At 61.5% G+C, this 20,665-nt stretch carries 21 protein-coding genes; 12 read left to right on the top strand and 9 right to left on the bottom strand.

Annotated elements, in window-relative coordinates:
• Window positions 1-35: 35 nt before the first annotated feature.
• Window positions 36-1,151, bottom strand: a complete 1,116-nt coding sequence (locus PQQ95_RS29470) for an AI-2E family transporter (RefSeq protein WP_408443970.1) — start codon at window positions 1,149-1,151, stop codon at window positions 36-38.
• A 271-nt stretch (window positions 1,152-1,422) separates the two neighbouring features.
• On the opposite strand from PQQ95_RS29470, the gene PQQ95_RS29465 reads away from it, so the two are divergent.
• The 4 genes from PQQ95_RS29465 to PQQ95_RS29450 all read left to right on the top strand — a co-directional run bounded on the left by PQQ95_RS29465 (window position 1,423) and on the right by PQQ95_RS29450 (window position 5,349).
• A complete protein-coding gene (locus tag PQQ95_RS29465) occupies window positions 1,423-2,637 on the top strand; it encodes a DUF2863 family protein (protein ID WP_408443968.1) in 1,215 nt (404 codons plus the stop codon).
• A gap of 216 nt (window positions 2,638-2,853) precedes the next feature.
• On the top strand, window positions 2,854-3,729 hold the full coding sequence (locus PQQ95_RS29460) for a response regulator transcription factor (RefSeq protein WP_408443965.1): 876 nt from the start codon (window positions 2,854-2,856) through the stop codon (window positions 3,727-3,729).
• A gap of 112 nt (window positions 3,730-3,841) precedes the next feature.
• Entirely contained in the window at window positions 3,842-4,516 is a 675-nt protein-coding gene (locus tag PQQ95_RS29455; RefSeq protein WP_093639753.1) for an energy-coupling factor ABC transporter permease, read from the top strand.
• Window positions 4,517-4,683: 167 nt separating this feature from the next.
• On the top strand, window positions 4,684-5,349 hold the full coding sequence (locus PQQ95_RS29450; RefSeq protein WP_408443962.1) for a BspC domain-containing protein: 666 nt from the start codon (window positions 4,684-4,686) through the stop codon (window positions 5,347-5,349).
• A 114-nt stretch (window positions 5,350-5,463) separates the two neighbouring features.
• On the opposite strand, the gene PQQ95_RS29445 is transcribed toward PQQ95_RS29450, so the two are convergent.
• Window positions 5,464-6,618, bottom strand: coding sequence for a M14 family metallopeptidase (locus tag PQQ95_RS29445; RefSeq protein ID WP_408443960.1), 1,155 nt, complete (start codon window positions 6,616-6,618; stop codon window positions 5,464-5,466).
• A gap of 34 nt (window positions 6,619-6,652) precedes the next feature.
• Window positions 6,653-7,435, bottom strand: a complete 783-nt coding sequence (yaaA, locus tag PQQ95_RS29440; protein ID WP_408443957.1) for a peroxide stress protein YaaA — start codon at window positions 7,433-7,435, stop codon at window positions 6,653-6,655.
• A 57-nt stretch (window positions 7,436-7,492) separates the two neighbouring features.
• On the opposite strand from yaaA, the gene PQQ95_RS29435 reads away from it, so the two are divergent.
• Together PQQ95_RS29435 and PQQ95_RS29430 are read left to right on the top strand one after the other, a co-directional pair.
• A complete protein-coding gene (locus PQQ95_RS29435; RefSeq protein ID WP_408443954.1) occupies window positions 7,493-7,981 on the top strand; it encodes a putative toxin-antitoxin system toxin component, PIN family in 489 nt (162 codons plus the stop codon).
• 136 nt (window positions 7,982-8,117) lie between these two features.
• The gene (locus PQQ95_RS29430) at window positions 8,118-9,290 is read left to right on the top strand and encodes a pyridoxal phosphate-dependent aminotransferase (protein ID WP_408443952.1); all 1,173 of its coding nucleotides are present in this window, start codon (window positions 8,118-8,120) and stop codon (window positions 9,288-9,290) included.
• 108 nt (window positions 9,291-9,398) lie between these two features.
• Here the strand turns inward: PQQ95_RS29430 and PQQ95_RS29425 are convergent, their stop codons facing one another.
• Window positions 9,399-10,046 (bottom strand): glutathione S-transferase family protein, encoded by a 648-nt coding sequence (locus PQQ95_RS29425; protein WP_408443950.1) that lies wholly within the window; start codon window positions 10,044-10,046, stop codon window positions 9,399-9,401.
• A 126-nt stretch (window positions 10,047-10,172) separates the two neighbouring features.
• Between PQQ95_RS29425 and PQQ95_RS29420 the strand changes: the two genes are divergently transcribed.
• The 6 genes from PQQ95_RS29420 to PQQ95_RS29395 all read left to right on the top strand — a co-directional run bounded on the left by PQQ95_RS29420 (window position 10,173) and on the right by PQQ95_RS29395 (window position 16,513).
• The gene (locus PQQ95_RS29420) at window positions 10,173-11,729 is read left to right on the top strand and encodes a 3-hydroxyacyl-CoA dehydrogenase (RefSeq protein ID WP_408443947.1); all 1,557 of its coding nucleotides are present in this window, start codon (window positions 10,173-10,175) and stop codon (window positions 11,727-11,729) included.
• The gene (locus PQQ95_RS29415; protein ID WP_408443945.1) at window positions 11,726-12,514 is read left to right on the top strand and encodes an oxepin-CoA hydrolase, alternative type; all 789 of its coding nucleotides are present in this window, start codon (window positions 11,726-11,728) and stop codon (window positions 12,512-12,514) included. The genes PQQ95_RS29420 and PQQ95_RS29415 overlap by 4 nt, the downstream gene beginning before the upstream one ends.
• A 21-nt stretch (window positions 12,515-12,535) precedes the next feature.
• On the top strand, window positions 12,536-13,252 hold the full coding sequence (locus tag PQQ95_RS29410; RefSeq protein ID WP_408443943.1) for a histidine phosphatase family protein: 717 nt from the start codon (window positions 12,536-12,538) through the stop codon (window positions 13,250-13,252).
• A 20-nt stretch (window positions 13,253-13,272) separates the two neighbouring features.
• Window positions 13,273-14,379, top strand: a complete 1,107-nt coding sequence (locus tag PQQ95_RS29405) for a phosphotransferase (RefSeq protein ID WP_408443941.1) — start codon at window positions 13,273-13,275, stop codon at window positions 14,377-14,379.
• A 62-nt stretch (window positions 14,380-14,441) separates the two neighbouring features.
• Entirely contained in the window at window positions 14,442-15,701 is a 1,260-nt protein-coding gene (locus tag PQQ95_RS29400) for an acyl-CoA dehydrogenase family protein (protein WP_408443939.1), read from the top strand.
• A 110-nt stretch (window positions 15,702-15,811) separates the two neighbouring features.
• A complete protein-coding gene (locus PQQ95_RS29395; RefSeq protein WP_408443936.1) occupies window positions 15,812-16,513 on the top strand; it encodes a glutathione binding-like protein in 702 nt (233 codons plus the stop codon).
• A gap of 150 nt (window positions 16,514-16,663) precedes the next feature.
• Here the strand turns inward: PQQ95_RS29395 and PQQ95_RS29390 are convergent, their stop codons facing one another.
• The 5 genes from PQQ95_RS29390 to PQQ95_RS29370 are packed head-to-tail and all read right to left on the bottom strand — an operon-like array spanning window position 16,664 to window position 20,439.
• Window positions 16,664-17,143, bottom strand: a complete 480-nt coding sequence (locus PQQ95_RS29390) for a MaoC family dehydratase (protein WP_408443934.1) — start codon at window positions 17,141-17,143, stop codon at window positions 16,664-16,666.
• Window positions 17,140-17,598, bottom strand: coding sequence for a MaoC family dehydratase (locus PQQ95_RS29385; RefSeq protein ID WP_408443932.1), 459 nt, complete (start codon window positions 17,596-17,598; stop codon window positions 17,140-17,142). The genes PQQ95_RS29390 and PQQ95_RS29385 overlap by 4 nt, the downstream gene beginning before the upstream one ends.
• A gap of 32 nt (window positions 17,599-17,630) precedes the next feature.
• Window positions 17,631-18,758, bottom strand: coding sequence for an acyl-CoA dehydrogenase family protein (locus tag PQQ95_RS29380; protein ID WP_408443930.1), 1,128 nt, complete (start codon window positions 18,756-18,758; stop codon window positions 17,631-17,633).
• A 10-nt stretch (window positions 18,759-18,768) separates the two neighbouring features.
• On the bottom strand, window positions 18,769-19,965 hold the full coding sequence (locus tag PQQ95_RS29375; protein WP_408443927.1) for an acyl-CoA dehydrogenase family protein: 1,197 nt from the start codon (window positions 19,963-19,965) through the stop codon (window positions 18,769-18,771).
• Window positions 19,966-20,013: 48 nt separating this feature from the next.
• Window positions 20,014-20,439, bottom strand: a complete 426-nt coding sequence (locus PQQ95_RS29370) for a DUF1178 family protein (protein ID WP_408443924.1) — start codon at window positions 20,437-20,439, stop codon at window positions 20,014-20,016.
• Window positions 20,440-20,665 lie beyond the last annotated feature (226 nt).

Genomic DNA, 20,665 nt, shown 5'->3' with positions numbered 1-20,665 from the left:
GCATCCACCCTTGCAAGCGTTATCTGGAATTTATTTCAAGGCACCTTTTTGACGTGTTCCTGTTCATCGGCAACTGACACTTCCACATTGGGTGCGAGATCGCGCGCCGCCGGGGCACCGATCGTCCAATCGTGCAGCACGGTATAGGCAACCGCCAGCAACGTTGGGCCGATGAAAACACCAAGGAAGCCAAAAGCAAAAGCGCCACCCAAGATACCCAGCATTACCAGGATTAGCGGCATGTCACTACTCTTGCCGATCAGAATCGGCTTGATGACGTTGTCGGACATGCCGACGACCAACACGCCCCACACAACCAGAAAGATTGCCCAGCCAGTTGCGCCGCCGTGATACAGCCAGATCGCCGCGGGCAACCAGACAACCACCGGGCCACCCGGTATCACCGACAGGAAAAACGTCGCCAGCCCAAGCAGCGCCGGCGCCGGGACGCCTGCAATCCAGCAGCCAAACCCGGCAAGAATGCCCTGCACCAGCGCCGTACCGAGAATCCCGTAGACCACGCCCTTCACCGTACTGCCCGCCAGCGTCAGCAAGTAATCGGCCCGTTCGCCGGCGATGCGCCGCATGCCCGCTCTCAACCAGGCCGCCGCGCCCTCTCCTCCGGTATAAAAGAAGAACGCGAGCACGATACTCAGCGCCAACAAACCCAGACCGTGCGTAACGGCAATCGCAGCCGCCAGAATCCACTTGCCGGCCGGCGCTGCAAGCGCACGCATTTGCGCGATCAGTTCAGAATTGCTGCTTGTTACATTCGCCCAAAACGTCTCGATGTTCGAGCCAACCAGCGGGATTCGTCCAACCCATGGCGGCAAATCCGGTAAGCCCGCTTCGAAGAGCCGTTGCACCAACGCGACAATATCGTGAACGTGCGCACCAAAGGCAAAACCCGCATAGACAAACGGGCCAAGCACCACGATCAGAATGATGAGCACGATCAACGTCGCGGCCAGCTTGCGCCGCCCCCCGACTGCTGTAGTAAGCCGCCGGTACAGGCCCCACGAGCTATAACTGAGAATGGCGCCCCACAACAGCGCGGTCGTAAAAGGTGCAAGCACCAGCAGCGAACCGCCTACCAATATGATTAACGCGAACACTGCGGCGAGACGCTCAATCAGTTGGTCCGATTTCACTATGAATCTCCTGTTGCGCCAGACCACAGCGACGAATAGACATAAGCTTGCCAGGCGCCCACCGAAGATGGCCAGTATAGAAGCGAGCCACGCCCCTGGGCATGTCTTATATCATCCGGCCAGGACGCCACGCAATGCATCTGACGGCACGCGCAATGAGCTTATTTTTGATATGGAAACGTCCCTATCCATCCGGCATAGTCAGCCAAATAATATGGCGGCATAGAAAAGACTAGAATATAAGGTTCTGTGCCTCCCAATTTCTGGATTTATGCGCTCGCGAATCGCCAAACGTCTCCCCCCCGATGCCGACAAGCTTGTCGGTCTTTCGCTCGCGCTTTTCGCGTCGGGCAGCCGCACCGAAGATCGCTTCTGGGAAGCGAAGCTCGATGCGCTGCTGACCAAGATCGTCCACAACGCCAACCAGACAACGCTGGACGCCGCGCTCGATCATCTGCAGCAGAATCATCCTGATGCTTACGGTGCACTCGCCGATATGGCGGAAACGCACAGCGAGTCGTTCATCGTCGACCATGAGGGCGCGCCTTATGAGGCGCTGCTGATTGCTGCGCCCGTGCTGGCCTGGACTCGCTACATGATTCCTTCCGGCCCGCTCAAAGTGGACGCCGCCGACGCGCTGCGCGCGCACCTGCAGGCGCACGTGCTTGCGGCCAACACGCGTGTCGCCATGGCGCCGTTCCTGTACAGCATCGACCAGTTGCCGCGTCATCACGTCGAAACCTGGCGTATTGCCCAGCAACTTGCTCAAGCAGCAATGGCGGGCGGCAACGTCAAACTCAATTTTGGCGAGCTGCCGGAAACCTCGCCCATCCTGGCCGACCCACGCTTTCTGCTGGCTGTGGTCGCGGCGCCGGTGGGCGAACCGGCGTTTCGCTGGCAGGAAGAAGAAAACGGTAGCCGGATCGAACGTGGTCAATGCCTCGAACAATGGGCAACGCAAGGCGGCGCCAATCTGTCGCTGGTGCTGCCCGGATGCGAGTTCGAGTGTCTGCTGCCGGATGCCTATTATTCGGCCTGCCGCGACGCCGACGAACAGGTCCGCCCTCACACAGTCCGTACTGCCGTGCGCTATCTGTTCGACACGATCGGCGCGGCGCCACAGGAACTGCGTGCGGTTGTCGCAGGCTTTGGCGAGCGCCGTATCGACGAATACCGCGTCGGCTTCACACGCCGCGGCAGCAACGATGTGATCTACGGCGTCGTGTGGCCACTTTACGGCCGCGAGAACGGCGAGCCCGGTATCGATGAAGAACCGCAAGAGACCGCTGCGTCAGACGACCCGCTCGAAGAAATCGTCGCCTTGCTCAAGGAAACCGGCGTGACAGACGTGCGCCGCCACGCGGGCCGCTTCGAGCCGGAATATTGCGATGACTGCGGCGTCCCGCTCTATGCGGATCCGCTCGGCGAAATCGTCCACGCCGAAATGCCGGAGGACGCGGAGCCCGCGCAACCGCATTTCCACTGACCCCCCAGCGCCGGCGTCATTGCGCCGCAGTCGACATCAGGAAGCCCCGCCGCGCGCGGGGCTTTTTTTACGTCATTCTTCCTATGCCTTTTGGACAGGCCGTCAAAACGAAGGGAATTTGTCATCATAGTGCCGGTGGCGCATCGCAATACGCCCGGCACCTTCGCCGGCTCGCATGCATCGCGCTACCTCGCCCGATTCATCTGGAGACATGGCATGCGATTCTCAATACTCAACTCAAACGCGGAACGACGCGATGGACTCAAGGCACTGCTGCGGCAAATCGACCGGCTAGCGCGTTTTAACGAAGCACAAGACTGGCGTCAGGTTGAACGCACGCTCAAGCGTCTGCGACCCGACTTGCTCGTGATCGATTGGCAGGACTGGATGTCGGTTAACGATACCCGCCATCTGCTCAGCCACTACCCGGACCTGCGCATTGCCGTGCTGACCGACGAAGTCTCGCCCGCTGCCGTGCGAGATCTGATGGACGAAGGTGTGCTCGGCGTGGTTCCGCGCGAAACCGACCCGTGCCTGATCGTGCGCGCTTTCGAGATGGTTCTGCTGGGCGGTCACTACGTGCCAGCCGGCGCTTTAGCGCTCAATCCTCCATTACCGCCAGACGCCGCCATTCGCCCGTTCGATGAAAAGAGTCCGCCACCGCGCCGGACCAAACTTTCAAACGGCCTGTCGCCCCGCCAGGAGCAAATCATGCGCTGCGTCCACATGGGCAGCACCAACAAGATGATCGCGCGCACGCTCGGCATCAGTGAAGGCACCGTCAAGATCCACCTGACCAGCATATTTCAGCAACTCGGCGCGCCCAATCGTGCCGCCGCGGTCGCGCTCTACAACGGCTGGCTGTCGGCTCATTTGCAAGTACTGCGCAACGAAGGCAAAGGTCAGATGCGTCCGGTAATGGGGCAAGCCGGCGTGGTGCCATTGCGCCGCCGCACACTGCGGCGCTTCCAGTATCCGTTGCCTGCGAACGACACGGCCGACATGCTGCCAATGGCGGCCGAACCGAGCACGCCTTACGGCGACGCGCCTGCCGGGCCGGCGGCAGAACAGATCACGCCAGGTTCGGCATGATGTCAGCCGGCGCGCGCGCCAGAATCCAGGCGCACACTTTCTGGCAGCGTTCGCGCCGGCTGGCACGGAATCCGCTCACACCTTTTCTCGTCCAACGAGTAATATGAGATCTATGGGTTTCCTCTACACACCGCTTCCGTTCTGGGTCGCTGTCGGTGGCTGGATCGCCACTGCGATAGTGGTTGCGCTCGCGCTGTGGAAAAATCCTTTCAAACGACTTCAGGACGGCACACTCCAGCATGTCTGGCTCGCGATCATCGTCGCGGTGTCCGTGCTGTGGGCGAGCAACGCATGGCTCGACGATGGGACTGTCATGCATCTGCTCGGTGCCACCTTGGTCGTCACTCTATTCGACTGGGCGCTGGCGCTGATCGCCATGGCGATCGTCACCGGTCTCGCCGCTGTCGTCTTCGACGCCCCCTGGCAGGGCATCGCACTGACTTTCCTCGTGTTCGGTGCGCTGCCTGTCGGCATCTCGACCTTGATCCAGCGCGCCAGCATCGCCTGGCTGCCGCGTAATCTCTTCATGTTTATCTTCGGTCAGGGTTTTGTCTCGCCCGCCATTGCCGTGTCGCTCACGGCGGCCGCGGCGCTCGGCGTTCACATCACGCTCGCCGACGGTTCAATGACCGTGGTGCCGGTCGGCTACGCATTCAGCGTGCTTCTGCTCGCGACCGGCGAGGCCTGGTTCACGGGTATGTCGACAGCATTGATCGCGGTCTACCGCCCGGCGTGGGTTACCACTTATGATGTACGTCGATATCGATTGGGTGGGCCACGCACCTGACACGAGCGCCGCGTCGAGCACGTATCTACGGCAATCTGCCATCCCGGCATATAAAGCGTCTGAGTCCACGCACCACGACAGAACAAAATATTTGTGTCAGGATTGAACTCATCCCTCTCGCCGGGCATCTTACGTGCCTCATGTCTCATTAGCGTCTAACGAACTAGATGGATCGCACCAACGTACCGCGCCGATTGCTGCGGTTGGTCGGCCGGTTAGCAACATTTGCAGCGAGTCTCTCGCTCATTTGCACTGCTCCCGCTTACGCCGATCAACTTGAACAGCACAACGATCTCGTCAACAGATTTGTCAATGACATGCATGCAGACCCGCTAGTCGCGGACTGCGCTGCTCACGGCAATTTTGTTGCAAGTACATCGACTGCCTTCGACCACGTCGAATTTCCACCCAGCTCCTTCGACAGCGCGCATGCGTCGGTCACGCCTTGGAACGATTCGTTCGACGAGGGCAAGCAGCGTGTCAAGGTGGACAACATCGTTACCGTCGAGGGCCTCGGCATCCGCCAGAGCGGCGACGGAGATCCCGCCGATCTCAAATTCCGCTGCGGCTATGTGGGCGCCCAGATGCTGGCGTTCAGCTGGAACGATCCCGTGCCGCCGGCCCGTGCGCATAGCGCCGGCTCTTCGGGATCGCGAGCGTCCTCGGGCAAGCATAAGAGTGTGAAGGGCAAGCACTCCGCCGGCGGTAAAACCACGAAGAAAGCAACCGGCAAGTCCTCGAAGACAAGCTCGGGAAAATCTTCGCGAGCAACGTCCAGCAAGTCTTCGAGCAAACCGGCCGCGAAGAAGTCGTCAGCGAAAAAGACTCAATAACAGACAGGACCTAAGGTCGCGCCAACGGGTCCGCGCCACGGGCCAAGCCGGCCCCCAACAAAAACGGGGCACACACTTCCAAAGTGTGTGCCCCGTTTCTTGATGCAGCGCCGTTCAGGCGAACGTCTCAACGTGCCGCAAAATCGCCTGCAGCATAGCGGCGCCCAGCGACGCGCTACGCTCACCGTTCCACCCCACCCGCTCGTCCGGCAGATTGGCGTTGTCTTTGAACGGCATCTCCAGCGTCAACGACAGACAGCCAAATTCGTTGCCGATGTACTTCGAAGCCAGCTTGAGCGCGTCCTCACGATACTTGCTCGCGGCGTAGCCGTACTTGTCCTGGAAATCCGGACTCGCATGCTTGAATGCTTCGATGAACGCTTTCTGCTCCTCGCCCTGCCGCTCGGTGAAACCCGGCAGCATTTCGGAGCCGGCCACGAACACGTACGGCAACGCCTCGTCGCCGTGGATATCGAAAAAGAGGTCACAACCGGTCGCGTGAATTGCATCGCGCACGACCAGCACCTCAGGACTGCGCGCGGCGTCCGGCTCCATCCATTCGCGGTTCAGGTTCGCACCCGTCGCGTTGGTACGCAGATTGCCGTGCACGCTGCCGTCCGGATTCATGTTCGGCACGATGTAGAACACCGCGTGATCGTAGAGCTTGCGCGCAACCGGATCGCCCGCCCAATCGCCCCAACCCGCGAGACGCTTGACGAGTCCTTCGATAAACCATTCAGCCATCGTCTCACCCGGATGCTGACGCGCGATCAGCCAGATCTTCTTCTTGGGGGTATCGCCGGTTTGCGGCGTGCCAAGTGTCAGCAGCGACATTGGCCGGCCTTCGACGGTCTTGCCCAACTCCGTGAGCGTGGCCTGCGGCATCTGCTGGACCGCGCCGAGAAACTCCGAGTGACGCTCCTCGCTATACGGCTCGAAATACGCGTAGTAGATGCGGTCGAAATCCGGCGTGTGATCGATCGTCAACACACGGCCGTCGTAGGAAGTCGGCACGCGGAACCAATTCACCCGGTCATAGCTCGCTACCGCCTGGTAGTCGCGCCAACCTTCGGCGAAAGCACACGCTGCGGCATTTTCGAAGGTCATCACGCAGCGTTCGCCGGCCGCGCCGGACAATCTGAAATAGAACCACTGCGCGAACTCGGCGTGGCTGTCAGGCCGCACGCGCAGACGGATGTTGCCGGCGTCTTCGCAGGCCAGCACGTCGATCGCGCCCGCATCGAAGTTGCTCGTAATCGATAACGTCATGATGTTCTTCCCTGCTTGTGTGCGCGGCGATCGCTCAGTCAGCGATGCGGCGACGGAATACGTAGGTGGAATCGTTCGAGGCTTCGGCGTCGAACGCGTAGCCTTCAGCGTTGAAATCCTTCAACTGCTCGGGCTTGTCGAGACGGTTTTCGACCGCGTAGCGCGCCATCAGGCCGCGCGCGCGTTTTGCGTGAAAACTGATGATCTTGTAGCGGCCGCCCTTCCAGTCTTCGAATACCGGCGTGATGATCGGCGCTTCGAGCACCTTGGGCTTGACCGATTTGAAGTACTCACCCGACGCGCAGTTGACCAGCACGCGCGAGGCGGCAGCGCGCTTCTTCAACTGCGCGTTCAAGGCCAGCGTGATCCGTTCGCCCCAGAACGCGTACAGATCCTTGCCGCGCGTATTGGCGAAGCGCGTGCCCATTTCGAGGCGGTACGGTTGCAGCAGATCGAGCGGGCGCAGCAATCCGTACAGACCGGAAAGCACGCGCACGTGATTCTGCGCGTAGTCCAGATCGGCCGACGACAACGTCCTGGCATTGAAGCCTTCATATACATCGCCGTTGAATGCGAGCACGGCCTGCTTGGCGTTATGTGTGCCGAAATTGGGCGACCATTCCGCGTAACGCTGAAAATTGAGGCGCGCGAGCTGGTCGGAAATGCTCATCAACGAGCCGATCTGCTGCGGCGACAAAAGGCGCAATCCGCCGATCAGTTCGGCCGCATCGTCGACGAAATCGGGGATCGTGTGCTTTTTGACGTGCGGAGGGGTTTCGTAGTCGAGAGATTTCGCCGGCGACAGAACGATTATCATAGAGGCTTGCAGGCACGCCGTGCCTGGCGGTCAAAGACGAAAGCCAGATTGTAACGAATGCCCGGTTCCCATGCCTCACACGGCGCTTTGCGCGTCGTCCTCGATTCCAATGTCTGGATCGATATTCTCGTGTTCGACGATCCGCACACACGGCCGATCCGCGCCGCGCTCGAAAGTGGCGCACTCGCCGCGCTGATCGACGCGCGCTGCCTCGCCGAACTCGCCTACGTGCTCGACTACCCGCAATTCGTGCATCGCAATGTGGACAAGGCTGCGGCGCTTGCCGTCGTTGCGCGCCTCGCGCAGTTGGTCGAACCCGCCGCACCCGCGGAAGATGCCCGGCCGTTGCCGAAATGCAAGGACCGCGACGACCAGAAATTCCTCGAACTCGCGCACGCGGCGCAGGCGGACTGGCTGGTGTCGAAAGACCGTGCGGTGTTGAAACTTGCCAAGCGGATTGCGCGAGACTTCGGTTTCCAGATTGCACAGCCGGGGCCGTTCGTCATTGCCTGTGCGACTGCGGCAGACGAACCGGCGTCCGTATGACCCCTGGCCAGATGGCCAACGTCGGGCCTGCGGCGCGCACGCGGCGCCGCGATTCCCTACAATCAGGCTTCGTCCTTTTCGAACGACGCCTCCTGTCAATTTCGCCAACTCACTCGACCACGCTCCGGACAGCGCCATGAATGCACCGCACGACACGCCCATGAGTCCCTCGTTTCCGTCTCGCCTGCCGGACGTCGGCACGACGATTTTCACTGTGATGAGCGCGCTCGCCGCCGAAAAAGGCGCGGTGAATCTCGGCCAGGGCTTTCCTGACTTCGGCTGCGACCCCCGCATTGTCGACGCGGTCGCAAACGCCATGCGTGACGGCCACAATCAATATCCGCCGATGGCGGGCGCCGCGCCGCTGCGTCAGGCGATTTCGGACAAGATCGCCAACCTGTACGGCCGCCGCTACGACGCCACCAGCGAGATCACCGTGACGGCAGGCGCCACGCAGGCGCTACTGACCGCGATTCTCTGCACCGTGCATCCGGGCGACGAGGTGATCGTAATCGAGCCGAACTACGACAGCTACGTGCCGTCGATCGAACTGGCCGGCGGCACGCCGGTATTCGTCACGCTCGAGGCGCCCGACTACACCATCCCGTTCGACAAGCTCGCCGCCGCGATCACGCCGAAAACGCGGCTCCTGCTGATCAACACCCCGCACAATCCGACCGGTACGGTCTGGCGCGCGGAAGACATGCGCAAGCTCGAAGAAATCGTGCGCGGCACCAACGTGCTGATTCTGTCCGACGAGGTTTATGAACACATGGTGTACGACGGCGCGCCGCACGAGAGCGTGGCGCGTTATCCGGAACTGGCGCAGCGCAGTTTCGTGGTGTCGAGCTTCGGCAAGACCTATCACGTGACCGGCTGGAAGATCGGCTACGTGGCCGCGCCCGCCGCGCTCACGGCTGAATTCCGCAAAGTGCACCAGTTCAACGTGTTCACGGTCAACACGCCGATGCAAGTCGGCCTCGCGGATTACATGAAGGATCCGGCACCGTATCTGGATCTGGCCGCGTTTTATCAGAAGAAACGTGACTACTTCCGCGCCGGCCTTGCGAATTCGCGCTTCAGGCTGCTGCCTTGCACGGGCACCTACTTTCAGTGTGTCGACTATTCGGCGATCAGCGATTTGCCCGAAGCCGAATTTGCGCAATGGCTGACCGGCGAGATCGGCGTCGCGGCGATTCCGGTGTCGGCGTTCTATCACGAGGCGCATGAATCGGGCGTGGTGCGCTTCTGCTTTGCCAAGCAGGAAACCACCCTCGCCACCGCGCTCGACCGGCTGGCTCGGCTCTAGGACGCCCGCGCGATGCTGCGAACGAACCCACGTTCCTCGCCATCGCGCGCAGCGGCCCAGGCGTGCGTTGCGCGGCCGATTTCAACTCGCGCTCAACACCGCCGCGTGTCAGGTTGGACGCGAAGCGGCGATATACGCCTTGCGATCGTCGGTCACGCGCTGCGCGGCCGGCCGGGCATTGACCGCCTTCACATAACTTTTCCAGTCCACGCCGGCGTCGAGCAGGAAATCGCGGCCGTAGATGGTCTGCGTCGCCATGCCGACCAGCGGCAAGCTCACAAACCCCGCGGCGTCGGCGACACTGAAACGCTCGCCGCTCAAATACGGCCCGAACTTCGCGATCCGCTTGAAGCCGGCAATGTGATGCTCAAGCAGCTTCTCGACGCGCCCCTTGGTCGCCTCAGTCACGGTGCCGCCGAAGAATGCTTCCTTGTAGAGATTGCGCGCGGTCAGTTCGAGATGCACGTCCACGAACATGATCAGTTCGCGCTCCTTGGCCGCTTCCCACGGGTCCGCGGAGAAAATCGCCTTGTCGGGAAAACGCGCGGCCAGATACTCGACGATGCTTTGCGATTCGCACAGATCGCCGTGCTCGGTCTGGATATAGGGCACCTTGCCGAGCGGAGAATGCTCGAGCATCGTCTCTTCCTGGCTCGGCAGCACGAACACTTCCTCGAACAGAATGCCGTGTTCGAGAAGCACGAACTTCACCTTGTTGTAATAGTTAGAGAGCGCGAAACCGCACAGCTTGATCATCGGGTGTCTCCTTCCTTCGGGTTGTTTGAGACCGCTCGTCAACATCAAAGCGGCGGTCTTCGAGCAATCATCCAGTAAATTGCACGATCGTGCTATTCTAAAATAACCATGGAGTCGAGCATCACAATGACCTCTCGCAATTTCAGCATCGAGACTATCGGCATTGTCGGAACCGGCGCAATGGGTCGTGGCATCGCCCAGATCGCCGCGCTGGCGGGCCTCACCGTGCGCCTATACGACACGAACCCTGCCGCGATCGGCGCCGCGCGCGACTACCTTGCCGAGACTTTCGCCAAATTGACCGCCAAAGGCAAGCTCGACCAGGCTCGTTCGCTCGCCGCGCTGGCGAACGTGAGCGGCGCGCAGGTCATCGGCGATCTGGCCGATTGCGATCTGGTCGTCGAGGCGATCGTCGAAAAGCTCGATGTGAAGCAGGCGCTCTTTCGCGAACTCGAAACCGTGGTGAGCGGGCGGTGCGTGCTGGCGTCGAATAAGTCGTCCTTGTCGATTACCGCGATTGCTGCGGGCTGCACGAACCCGTCACGCGTAGCCGGTTATCACTTCTTCAATCCGGTTCCGCTGATGAAGGTCGTCGAAGTGATCGACGGCCTGCGCAGCGATCCCGCCGCCGGCGACGCGCTGATGGACCTCGCGCGCCGCATGGGCCACACGCCGGTGCGCGCGAAAGACATGCCCGGTTTCATCGTCAATCACGCCGGCCGCGGCATGAATACCGAAGGCCTGCGCGTAGCGGGCGAAGGCGTGGCGAGTTTCGCCGACATCGACCGCATCATGCGCGAGCAGGCGGGTTTTCGCCTCGGGCCGTTCGAACTACTCGATCTGACCGCGCTCGACGTATCGCATCCGGTGATGGAATCGATCTATCACCAGTTCTACGAAGAACCGCGCTTCACGCCCTCGCCGATTACGGGCACGCGGCTCGCGGGCGGACTGATCGGCCGCAAGACCGGCGAAGGCTTCTACCGCTATGAAGACGGCAAGCAGCAAGTGCCGGCAGAAGCGCCCGCGCCGACTGAACTGCCGCAAAGCGTGTGGGTCAGCAAGCGCTATCCGCAAGCGCATGAAGCCGTCGTGCAACTCATCGCCAAGGCCGGCGTAAAGCTCGACGAAGGCGCCACGCCAGCAGCGGATTCGCTAATCGTCGTGACGCCGTTCGGCCATGACGCGACCACCGCCGCCGTCGACGAAGCACTCGATGCCACTCGCGTCGTCGCTATCGATGCCCTCTTCCCGCTCGCCGCCGCGCAGCGCCGCACGCTGATGACGACACCCGCCACCCGCCGCGCCGCGCGCGAAACCGCGCACGCGCTGTTTGCCGCTGACGGCGTTCCCGTCACCGTGATCCGCGACTCGACCGGCTTCGTCGCGCAACGCGTCGTGGCCACCATCGTTAACATCGGCTGCGACATCGCGCAAAAACAGATCGCGACGCCGGACGACATCGACCTCGCTGTCACGCTAGGCCTCGGCTACCCACGTGGACCGCTCGCACTTGGCGACGCGCTCGGCGCGAAAACGATCCTTACCATCTTGCGCAATATCTTCAGCGTGCTCGGCGATCCGCGCTATCGTCCGTCGCCCTGGCTTGCACGGCGCGCACAACTTGGCCTCTCGCTGACTCAACGCGACGCTGCCGACATTCAAACGGAGACTCAACAATGAGCGCCGAACTACTCACCTCACGCCCGACCGAAAGCGAATCGACGCTGGTCCTCACGCTCTCGAACCCCGGCGCACGCAATGCGCTGCATCCGGACATGTATGCCGCGGGCATCGAAGCGCTCGAATCGGTGGAGCGCGATCCGTCGATCCGTGCCGTCGTGATTACCGGCGCGGACAATTTCTTTTGTGCCGGCGGCAATCTGAATCGTCTGCTGGAAAACCGCGCGAAAGATCCGTCGGTGCAGGCGGAGAGCATCGATCTGCTCGGCGAATGGATTTCGGCACTGCGTCTATCGTCGAAGCCGGTGATTGCCGCCGTCGATGGTGCCGCAGCCGGTGCAGGATTTTCGCTGGCGCTCGCGTGCGATCTGATCGTTGCCGCGGAAGACGCGAAGTTCGTGATGTCGTATGCCCGCGTCGGCCTCACGCCCGATGGCGGCGGTTCATGGTTTCTCGCGCAAGCCTTGCCGCGACAGCTGGCGACCGAAGTGCTGATCGAAGGCAAACCGATCGGCGCCTCGCGCCTCCATGACCTCGGCGTCGTCAACAAACTGGCGAAAACCGGCACGGTGCGCGACACCGCTGTCGCCTGGGCCGACGAACTCGGCAAGATTTCGCCGAATTCAGTCGCGCGCATCAAAGGGCTCATCGGCGCGGCCGGCGCCCAACCGCTCGCTGAACATCTGGTTGCCGAACGCGACAGCTTCGTCGCATCCCTGCACCATCGTGACGGTCTCGAAGGAATTTCCGCGTTCCTCGAAAAGCGCGCTCCGGTCTACAAGTGAACATCGGTGAACGAAGGAACCATGCCTGACTATCAACTCCCCAAGCGCCGCCGCATCTTTCTGATGCGTCACGGCGACGTAACCTACTTCGACGACAGCGGCCGCGCGATCGATCCCGAAACCGTGCCGTTGAACGCGAACGGTCGCGAACAGGCAAGCGCGGCAGGCCGCGTGTTCGCCGGGCAGCAAGTCCGGTTCGATCGGGTGATCGTGAGTGGCCTGCCGCGCACGGTCGAAACCGCGCAGCGCGTACTGGCCGAGACGGGTCAACAAATCGCGCTCGACATCGAGCCGGCATGGCAGGAAATTCGCGGCGGCAAGCTCAGCAACATTCCGCCACAGGATATCGAAGCGGCATTTCTCGGCGTATTCGATGGCATCGTGCCGGAAAGCACGCGCTTTCTCGACGGCGAAACCATCGGCGCGTTGTTCGACCGCGTGTTGCCCGCGGTGGCGGCATTACGCGAGGACACGTCGTGGGACACCGCGTTGCTGGTGCTGCACGGCGGCGTGAATCGCGCGATTCTGTCGCACGCGCTCACTGCTGGCGGCCGCACTTTCTTCGGCCATCTGGCGCAGGCCACCGGCTGCATCAACGCGCTCGACGTCGGCACCGAGTCACGCGACTGGGTATTGCGCGCGATCAACTACTCACCGCCGTCGCCGCTGCATCGCGACGTTCGCAATACCACGATGGAAATGCTCTACGCACAATTTATTCAATACAAGCGTAGCTGAACCCGAACTGGAGGAGACACATGGTGCAAGCCACACAGACCGGCGAACCTGAACACAAACCGGATTATTCGGCCTTCGATGGCACGCGTCCGGTCAACGAGCGGCAACGCTTCGACAGCGACGCACTCGCCGCGTGGCTAACCCAGCATGTCGAAGGATTTTCCGGACCGCTCACGCTGGAGCAATTCGCGGGCGGCCAGTCCAATCCCACCTTCAAACTCGTCACACCGTCGCGCTCGTATGTGATGCGCGCCAAGCCGGGACCGGCGGCGAAGTTATTGCCCTCGGCGCATGCGGTCGAACGCGAATACCGCGTCATGCATGCGCTTGCCGGCACCGACGTACCGGTCGCAACCATGCTCGCCTTGTGCGAGGACGAAAGCGTGATCGGCCGGGCGTTTTACGTGATGGAGTTCGTCGAAGGCCGCGTGCTGTGGGATCAGTCGCTCCCCGGCATGACGCCTGCGGAGCGTGCGGCAATCTACGACGAAATGAATCGCGTGATCGCCGCGCTGCATAGCGTCGATGTCACATCGGTCGGTCTCGCCGATTACGGCAAACCGGGCAACTACTTCGCACGCCAGATCGGCCGTTGGAGCAAGCAGTACGTCGCGTCCGAAACCGAACCCATCGACGCGATGCAGCGCCTGATCGAATGGCTGCCCCAGCATATGCCGGCGGAAACCGGCGAGCGCGCCTCGATCGTGCATGGCGACTACCGGCTCGACAATCTGATCTTCCATCCCACCGAGCCGCGCGTACTTGCCGTACTCGATTGGGAACTGTCGACACTGGGTGATCCACTCGCCGACTTCGCCTATCACTGCATGGCCTGGCACGTCGATCCGGCGCAATTCCGCGGCATCGCGGGGCTCGACTGGGCAGCTCTCGGTATTCCCGACGAAGCGCACTACGTCGAGCGCTATTGCAAGCGCACCGGTTTCGAGATTCACGGCGACTGGAATTTCTATCTCGCATACAACATGTTCCGCATCGCCGCGATCCTGCAAGGGATCATGAAACGTGTGGTCGACGGCACGGCGGCCAGCGCTCAGGCACTCGATGCCGGCCGTCGCGCGAAGCCGATGGCTGAACTCGCGTGGCGCTACGCACAGAAAGTACGTTAAGCAAATCGGCGCACCAGGTTGCGCTCCTGAACGAACGCCATTCGTCATCCGCGAGGTCATACATGAATTTCGATTACACCCCGAAGGTTCAGGCGCTACGCGAGAAACTCCTCGCCTTCTTCGACGAACACATCTATCCGAACGAGCAGGCCTTCTATGCCGAAATCGCGCGCAATCGTCAGAACGGCAACGCATGGCTGCCGACCGAACTGATCGAACACCTTAAACAGAAAGCGCGCGACGCCGGCTTGTGGAACCTGTTTCTGCCTGAATCGATACGCGGCGCCGGTCTGACGAATCTTGAATACGCGCCGCTGTGCGAAATCATGGGCCGCGTGCCCTGGGCGCCGGAAGTATTCAATTGCAATGCGCCCGACACCGGCAACATGGAAACGATCGAACGCTACGGCAGCGACGACAACAAGCGCGAATGGTTGGAACCGCTGCTGCAAGGGCAGATCCGTTCGGCTTTTCTGATGACCGAACCGGAAGTGGCGTCGTCGGACGCGACCAATATCCAGACGAGCATCGTCCGCGATGGCGATTCCTACGTAATCAATGGCCACAAGTGGTGGTCGTCCGGTGCGGGGGATCCGCGCTGCAAGATCTACATCGTGATGGGCAAGACCGATCCCGAGGCGCCGCGCCATGCGCAGCAGTCAATGATCCTGGTCCCCGCCGACGCGACCGGCGTCACCGTGCACCGCCCTCTCACCGTATTTGGCTACGACGACGCGCCGCATGGCCACATGGAAATCACGCTCGAAAACGTGCGCGTGCCGGCGACCAACATGCTGCTCGGTGAAGGGCGCGGCTTCGAAATTGCTCAAGGGCGCCTCGGACCGGGACGCATTCACCATTGCATGCGTTTGATCGGTCTCGCCGAACGCGCGCTCGAACTGATGGCGAAACGCTCCTTGCAACGCGTCGCTTTCGGTAAGCCGGTTGCCGCGCAAGGCGTCACGCAGGAGCGCATGGCCGAAGCGCGCTGCATGATCGAACAAGCGCGTCTGCTGACGCTGAAGACCGCGTACATGATGGACACAGTCGGCAACAAGGGCGCGCGCGGCGAAATCGCCATGATCAAGGTGGTCGCGCCGAATATGGCATGCCAGGTGATCGACTGGGCGATTCAGGCGCACGGCGGCGGCGGCGTCAGCGACGATTTTCCGTTGGCGTATGCGTACGCGTCCGCGCGGACGTTGCGCTTCGCCGATGGCCCCGACGAAGTGCACCGCAACGCGATCGCCAAGCTCGAACTGGCGCGCTATATGGATGCGGGTGCTGCCGCTCGCGTGGAGACGCCGATTACGCGGGTTTAGGGCCGAGATTGGGGTGGGTTCACGGCCAGCAGCATTGCCCGATCTATGCTCTAATTTTCGTCAACTGCGGCGTCCTTGTGGCGCCGCTTTCACGAAACGAAGGAGCCGGGATGATCGACGTCTATAGCTGGGCAACCCCGAACGGCCACAAGGTTCACATCATGCTCGAGGAAACGGGCCTCGCGTACACGGCGCACGGTATCGATATCGGCGCGGGCGACCAGTTCAAACCCGAATTCCTCGCGATTAGCCCGAATAACAAGATTCCGGCGATCGTCGATTCCGAAGGTCCCAAAGGTGCCGACGGCAAGCCGTTCGCGCTATTCGAATCCGGCGCGATTCTGATTTATCTCGCGGAAAAAACCGGCAAGTTCCTGCCAGCTGATCCGGCCGCTCGCTACGCCACCCTGCAGTGGCTGATGTTCCAGATGGGCGGCCTCGGCCCGATGCTCGGGCAAACGCATCATTTCCGCATCTACGCGCCGGAGCCGCTCGAATACGCGATCAATCGCTATACGAACGAAACGCGGCGCCTCTACGGCGTGATGGATACGCAGCTCGGCAAGACACGGTATCTAGCCGGCAACGACTACACGATCGCTGACATCGCCGCATTTCCGTGGACGCGCTCGTGGCAAAACCAGGGCATCGACCTGGATACGTTTCCGCATGTGAAGCGGTGGCACGAAGAAATTGCCGCGCGTCCGGCGGTGGTACGCGGTGTTGACGTCTTGGCGTCGGTCCGCAAGCCGCTCATGGACGATAAGGCCAAAGAGATTCTGTTCGGTGCGACGCAATACGCGAAGCGGTAGTCATGCGGTCGTCCGTTGGCATCGGCGCTCGTTCGCATTGACCATGACCGCAAGCGCAGCATTGCCACCGGTAGACGCGTCGACATAAAAAAGCGCGAGACGGCATCACTGCCACTCGCGCTTTTTTGCCAATCGCCCGGCTATGAACGGTTAGAAATAATGCCGCGTGATGAATTCCGCCACACAAACCGGCCGCTCACTACCCTGCCGTTCCAGCGTCACATTCCACTCAACCTGCACACCCGCGTTGTCGACCTCGGTGACGGATTCCACCGCAAACCGGGCGCGCAACTGTGAGCCGACCAGTACCGGCGACGTAAACCGTACACGATTCAATCCGTAGTTAACACCCATGCGCTGCTTAAGCGCCACCGTCTTGCCAAGCAACGCCGGAATCAACGACAGCGTCATGAAGCCATGCGCGACCGGACCACCGAACGGCGACTCACGCCGCGCCCGCTCGGGATCGACATGAATCCACTGGTGATCGCCGGTGGCTTCGGCGAAGCGATCGACGCTCGCCTGATCGACAGTCAGCCAGTCGCTCATGAGCGGCTCGCCACGCACCAGCGCACGCAACGACTCTGCATCGTCAAACGTTGCGGCGGGCGCCGCAGGGTTGCCCGTCATGACACGGCTCCCGGATCCCGCAGGCCGAACAACCCCTTCGAGCGCACAGTGATCACGGTTTCGCCGTGCTGGTTGATGCCTTCCCACTGCGTCGAAACAATGCCGCGATCCGGCTTACTCGCCGAAACGCGCTTGTCGAGTACGGCGTTCATCATCGTGATCGTGTCGCCAACGCGCACCGGTTTCAACCAGCGAATCTCGTCGATACCGGGCGAGCCCATCGACGTGGAACCCGCGATCACGTTGCGCACCAGCATGCCCATCATGACCGAACAGGTGTGCCAGCCGCTTGCGACCAGTCCGCGAAATGGCGACGCTTCGCCCGCTGCCTCGTCCAGGTGAAACGGCTGCGGATCGAACTTCTCCGCGAACTCGACGATCTCCTCATGCGTGAAAGTATGCTTGCCGATTTCGGTAGTCGTGCCGACTACCATGTCCTCGAAACTCAGACCCATCGTCACACCTCTTATGCGATTCGACCGGCTGATCAGGCTTCGGCAGTGACAAAACCGGGCAGCGCGGCGAACCGCGCGAGATGGTGATCGACATCGCCCAAGGTGGTTTCGATGATAGCAAGACGTTTGAACAGATGCGCCGCGGCGACTTCGTTCGTGACGCCCATGCCACCGTGCAACTGCACCGCCTGCTGGCCGACGAAACGGGCGGCCTGGCCGACCCGCGCCTTCGCTGCGGAGACGGCGCGGCGACGTTCATCGGCGTCTGCGCTGCTGTACCGCACAGCCGCCAGGTAAGTGACCGAACGCGCCTGCTCGGCGTGAATCAGCATCTCGACCATACGATGCTGCAACGCCTGAAAACGCGCGATCGGCTGACCGAACTGCTGGCGCGTTTTGGTGTACTCGACCGTTGCGTGGTTCAGTGCGTCGAGCGCGCCAACGGCTTCCGCGCACAACAATACCGTGCCGTAGTCTGCGATGTGCTCAAGCGTCGCAGCACCGGCGTGTTGACCGGCGAGCTGACGTGCCGGCGTGCCATCGAACTCGAGGGTCGCGGCGCGCTGGCCGTCGATTGTGCGGTAGTCAGTGACTTTGACGCCAACCGCATCGCGAGCGACGACATACAGCGCGATCTCGCCATTCAGCCGGGCCGGCACGATCCAGTAATCTGCTTGCGCACCATGCAACACAACCGACTTCGTGCCGGTCAACGTCTGCTGTTCACCCTCTCCGTTCGCCACTGTCTCGACCTCGAACAGGTCGTAGCGTGCGTGCGGCTCGTGAAATGCCACGGCCAGCTTGATCTCGCCCTGAGCCGCACGTTCGAGCAGCGATGCGTCTTCGCCCTGCCCCGTGCCCGCCAGCCGCAGCGCCTCGATACCCACCGCGGTCGCCCAATACGGTTCGACCACCAAGGCGCGCCCGAGCTCCTGCATGACCACCAGCATGTCGATCGGGCTGCCGTTGAAGCCGCCCTGCGCTTCCGGCACCGGCAACGCGGTCAGGCCCAGTTCGGTCAACGCTGCCCAGTGCGCCTCGGACACGCCGGTTTCCGATTGTACGATCGCCTGACGCGCCTCGAACCCGTAGCTCTTGTCCAGATAGCGGCGCAGTGCGTCAGCGAATTGTTGCTGTTCGTCGTTGAAAGTGAAGTCCATGCGCCGCTCCTCAGAGTCCGAGAATCATCTGCGCGATGATGTTCTTTTGAATTTCGTTCGAGCCGCCGTAAATCGACGTCTTGCGGAAGTTGAAGTAATACGCGGCCAGCGGCGCGGCGTCATCGTCACCGGCGAGGCTATGTTCGCGTTCACCTTCAAGGAAAGGCACATCGAATGGTGCGGCGAGCGGTCCGATTGCCTCGACCATCAGCTCGGTCAGCGCCTGCTGGACTTCCGTTCCTTTGATCTTGAGCATCGAGGCTTCCGGGCCCGGCCCACGTCCGCCCGTTTCATTGGCAACCACGCGTTGCACGGTGACTTCGAGCGCCATCAATTCAATCTCGAGGCTCGCGACTTTTGCGGCGAACACAGGATCTTGCAACAACGGTTTGCCGTTCTTCTTCTGATCCAGCGCGAGGCGCTTCAGGAATACCAGTTCGCGCTTCGATTGCCCGACGCGCGCAATACCGGTGCGCTCGTGGCCGAGCAGGTATTTCGCATAGGTCCAGCCACGATTCTCTTCGCCGACCAGATTGTCGGCCGGCACCTTCACGTCTTCGAAAAAGACTTCGTTGACTTCGTGGTCTTCGTCAAGCGTGATGATCGGGCGCACGGTAATCCCGGGCGTTTTCATGTCGATCAGCAGGAACGAAATGCCCTCCTGCTTTTTCGCACCGCTGTCGGTGCGCACAAGGCAGAACATCATGTCGGCGTGCTGGCCGAGCGTGGTCCAGGTTTTCTGACCGTTCACTACATAATGATCGCCAACGCGCTCGGCACGCGTGCGCAGCGAGGCCAGGTCAGAGCCGGAGCCTGGTTCGGAATAGCCCTGGCACCACCAGTCCGTACCGTCGAGAATGCGCGGCAGATAATGGCGCTTCTGCGCCTCATTGCCGTACTTCATCAGCACGGGCGCCACCATCGAGACGCCGAACGGCAATACGGAGGGCGCGCCGATACGCGCGCACTCTTCGTCCCAGATATGCCGTTGGGTCGCGTCCCAGCCTGGGCCGCCGTATTCCTTCGGCCACGCGATGACCGACCAGCCGCGCGTGCCGAGCAGCTTGTGCCAGCCCGCGAAGTCTTCGCGGTTCAGACGCTTGTGGTTGAGTACTTTGTGGCTCAGCTCGCGAGGCAGATTTGCTTCGAGCCAAGCGCGGATGTCGGCGCGGAATGCGTCGTCAGCCGGGGAATAGTCCAGGTTCATGCGTCGTGTCTCCTGGCCGCAACCGCCCGCTGCCAGTGAGCCACTGCGCTATTGCAGCGGTTCCTTCAAGGCAGCCGGGACCGGCAGCGGCATCACTTCGATGCCTTCTTCGACCAAGGCTTTCGCGTCTTCCGGTGTCGTGACACCGCGAATATTGCGTGCAGGCGCTTCGTTGTAGTGAATGCGCCTTGCTTCCTCGGCGAAGCGGTCGCCCACGTTCTCAGTCTTTTCCAGTACCTCGCGCAAGGCACGCATGACACGCGCCTGCACTTCCCCCGCATCCGTAGGGACTTTCGCTTCGGTCGCACCCGAAAGATTCAGGCGCGGCGCCGACGGCAAACGGCTCACTTCATTCGCACCGCAGATCGGACATTCGACGAGCTTGCGGGACTGCTGCGACTCGAAGTCATCAGCCGAAGCGAACCAGCCTTCGAACCGATGGCCATGCGGACACTGTAAATCGAGGACCTTCATGTGGAATCAGGGCTTGCGTGCCAGTTTAGCGCAAAATGAAAATTTGTGAACGGTCGTTCGTAAATTTTTACGGACGGGGCGTTGACGCTAGGCGCCTTGGACAAATTGGACGCGGTGGGCGATTTTAACGCTTTGCGCAACGGGCTGCCGAAGGCGGTTCAACCAGTGAACGGCACGCCAAACCTCCAAACAAAAGAGCGCGCTGATCGTATAGAGCTGATAGGTT

The organism is Paraburkholderia caffeinilytica (genome assembly GCF_046030355.1).
In the GTDB taxonomy this organism is placed as follows: domain Bacteria; phylum Pseudomonadota; class Gammaproteobacteria; order Burkholderiales; family Burkholderiaceae; genus Paraburkholderia; species Paraburkholderia caffeinilytica_B.
The sequence above is the reverse complement of the archived record's forward strand: the minus strand, read 5'-3'. Positions and strand labels throughout refer to the sequence as shown.

Excerpts from the sequence above, each read along its gene's own strand:
- PQQ95_RS29465 (WP_408443968.1), top strand. The coding sequence starts at position 1,423 with ATGCGCTCGCGAATCGCCAAACGTCTCCCCCCCGATGCCGACAAGCTT.
- PQQ95_RS29460 (WP_408443965.1), top strand. The coding sequence starts at position 2,854 with ATGCGATTCTCAATACTCAACTCAAACGCGGAACGACGCGATGGACTC.
- PQQ95_RS29455 (WP_093639753.1), top strand. The coding sequence starts at position 3,842 with ATGGGTTTCCTCTACACACCGCTTCCGTTCTGGGTCGCTGTCGGTGGC.
- PQQ95_RS29450 (WP_408443962.1), top strand. The coding sequence starts at position 4,684 with ATGGATCGCACCAACGTACCGCGCCGATTGCTGCGGTTGGTCGGCCGG.
- PQQ95_RS29445 (WP_408443960.1), bottom strand. The coding sequence starts at position 6,618 with ATGACGTTATCGATTACGAGCAACTTCGATGCGGGCGCGATCGACGTG.
- yaaA (WP_408443957.1), bottom strand. The coding sequence starts at position 7,435 with ATGATAATCGTTCTGTCGCCGGCGAAATCTCTCGACTACGAAACCCCT.
- PQQ95_RS29435 (WP_408443954.1), top strand. The coding sequence starts at position 7,493 with ATGCCCGGTTCCCATGCCTCACACGGCGCTTTGCGCGTCGTCCTCGAT.
- PQQ95_RS29430 (WP_408443952.1), top strand. The coding sequence starts at position 8,118 with ATGAATGCACCGCACGACACGCCCATGAGTCCCTCGTTTCCGTCTCGC.
- PQQ95_RS29425 (WP_408443950.1), bottom strand. The coding sequence starts at position 10,046 with ATGATCAAGCTGTGCGGTTTCGCGCTCTCTAACTATTACAACAAGGTG.
- PQQ95_RS29420 (WP_408443947.1), top strand. The coding sequence starts at position 10,173 with ATGACCTCTCGCAATTTCAGCATCGAGACTATCGGCATTGTCGGAACC.
- PQQ95_RS29415 (WP_408443945.1), top strand. The coding sequence starts at position 11,726 with ATGAGCGCCGAACTACTCACCTCACGCCCGACCGAAAGCGAATCGACG.
- PQQ95_RS29410 (WP_408443943.1), top strand. The coding sequence starts at position 12,536 with ATGCCTGACTATCAACTCCCCAAGCGCCGCCGCATCTTTCTGATGCGT.
- PQQ95_RS29405 (WP_408443941.1), top strand. The coding sequence starts at position 13,273 with ATGGTGCAAGCCACACAGACCGGCGAACCTGAACACAAACCGGATTAT.
- PQQ95_RS29400 (WP_408443939.1), top strand. The coding sequence starts at position 14,442 with ATGAATTTCGATTACACCCCGAAGGTTCAGGCGCTACGCGAGAAACTC.
- PQQ95_RS29395 (WP_408443936.1), top strand. The coding sequence starts at position 15,812 with ATGATCGACGTCTATAGCTGGGCAACCCCGAACGGCCACAAGGTTCAC.
- PQQ95_RS29390 (WP_408443934.1), bottom strand. The coding sequence starts at position 17,143 with ATGACGGGCAACCCTGCGGCGCCCGCCGCAACGTTTGACGATGCAGAG.
- PQQ95_RS29385 (WP_408443932.1), bottom strand. The coding sequence starts at position 17,598 with ATGGGTCTGAGTTTCGAGGACATGGTAGTCGGCACGACTACCGAAATC.
- PQQ95_RS29380 (WP_408443930.1), bottom strand. The coding sequence starts at position 18,758 with ATGGACTTCACTTTCAACGACGAACAGCAACAATTCGCTGACGCACTG.
- PQQ95_RS29375 (WP_408443927.1), bottom strand. The coding sequence starts at position 19,965 with ATGAACCTGGACTATTCCCCGGCTGACGACGCATTCCGCGCCGACATC.
- PQQ95_RS29370 (WP_408443924.1), bottom strand. The coding sequence starts at position 20,439 with ATGAAGGTCCTCGATTTACAGTGTCCGCATGGCCATCGGTTCGAAGGC.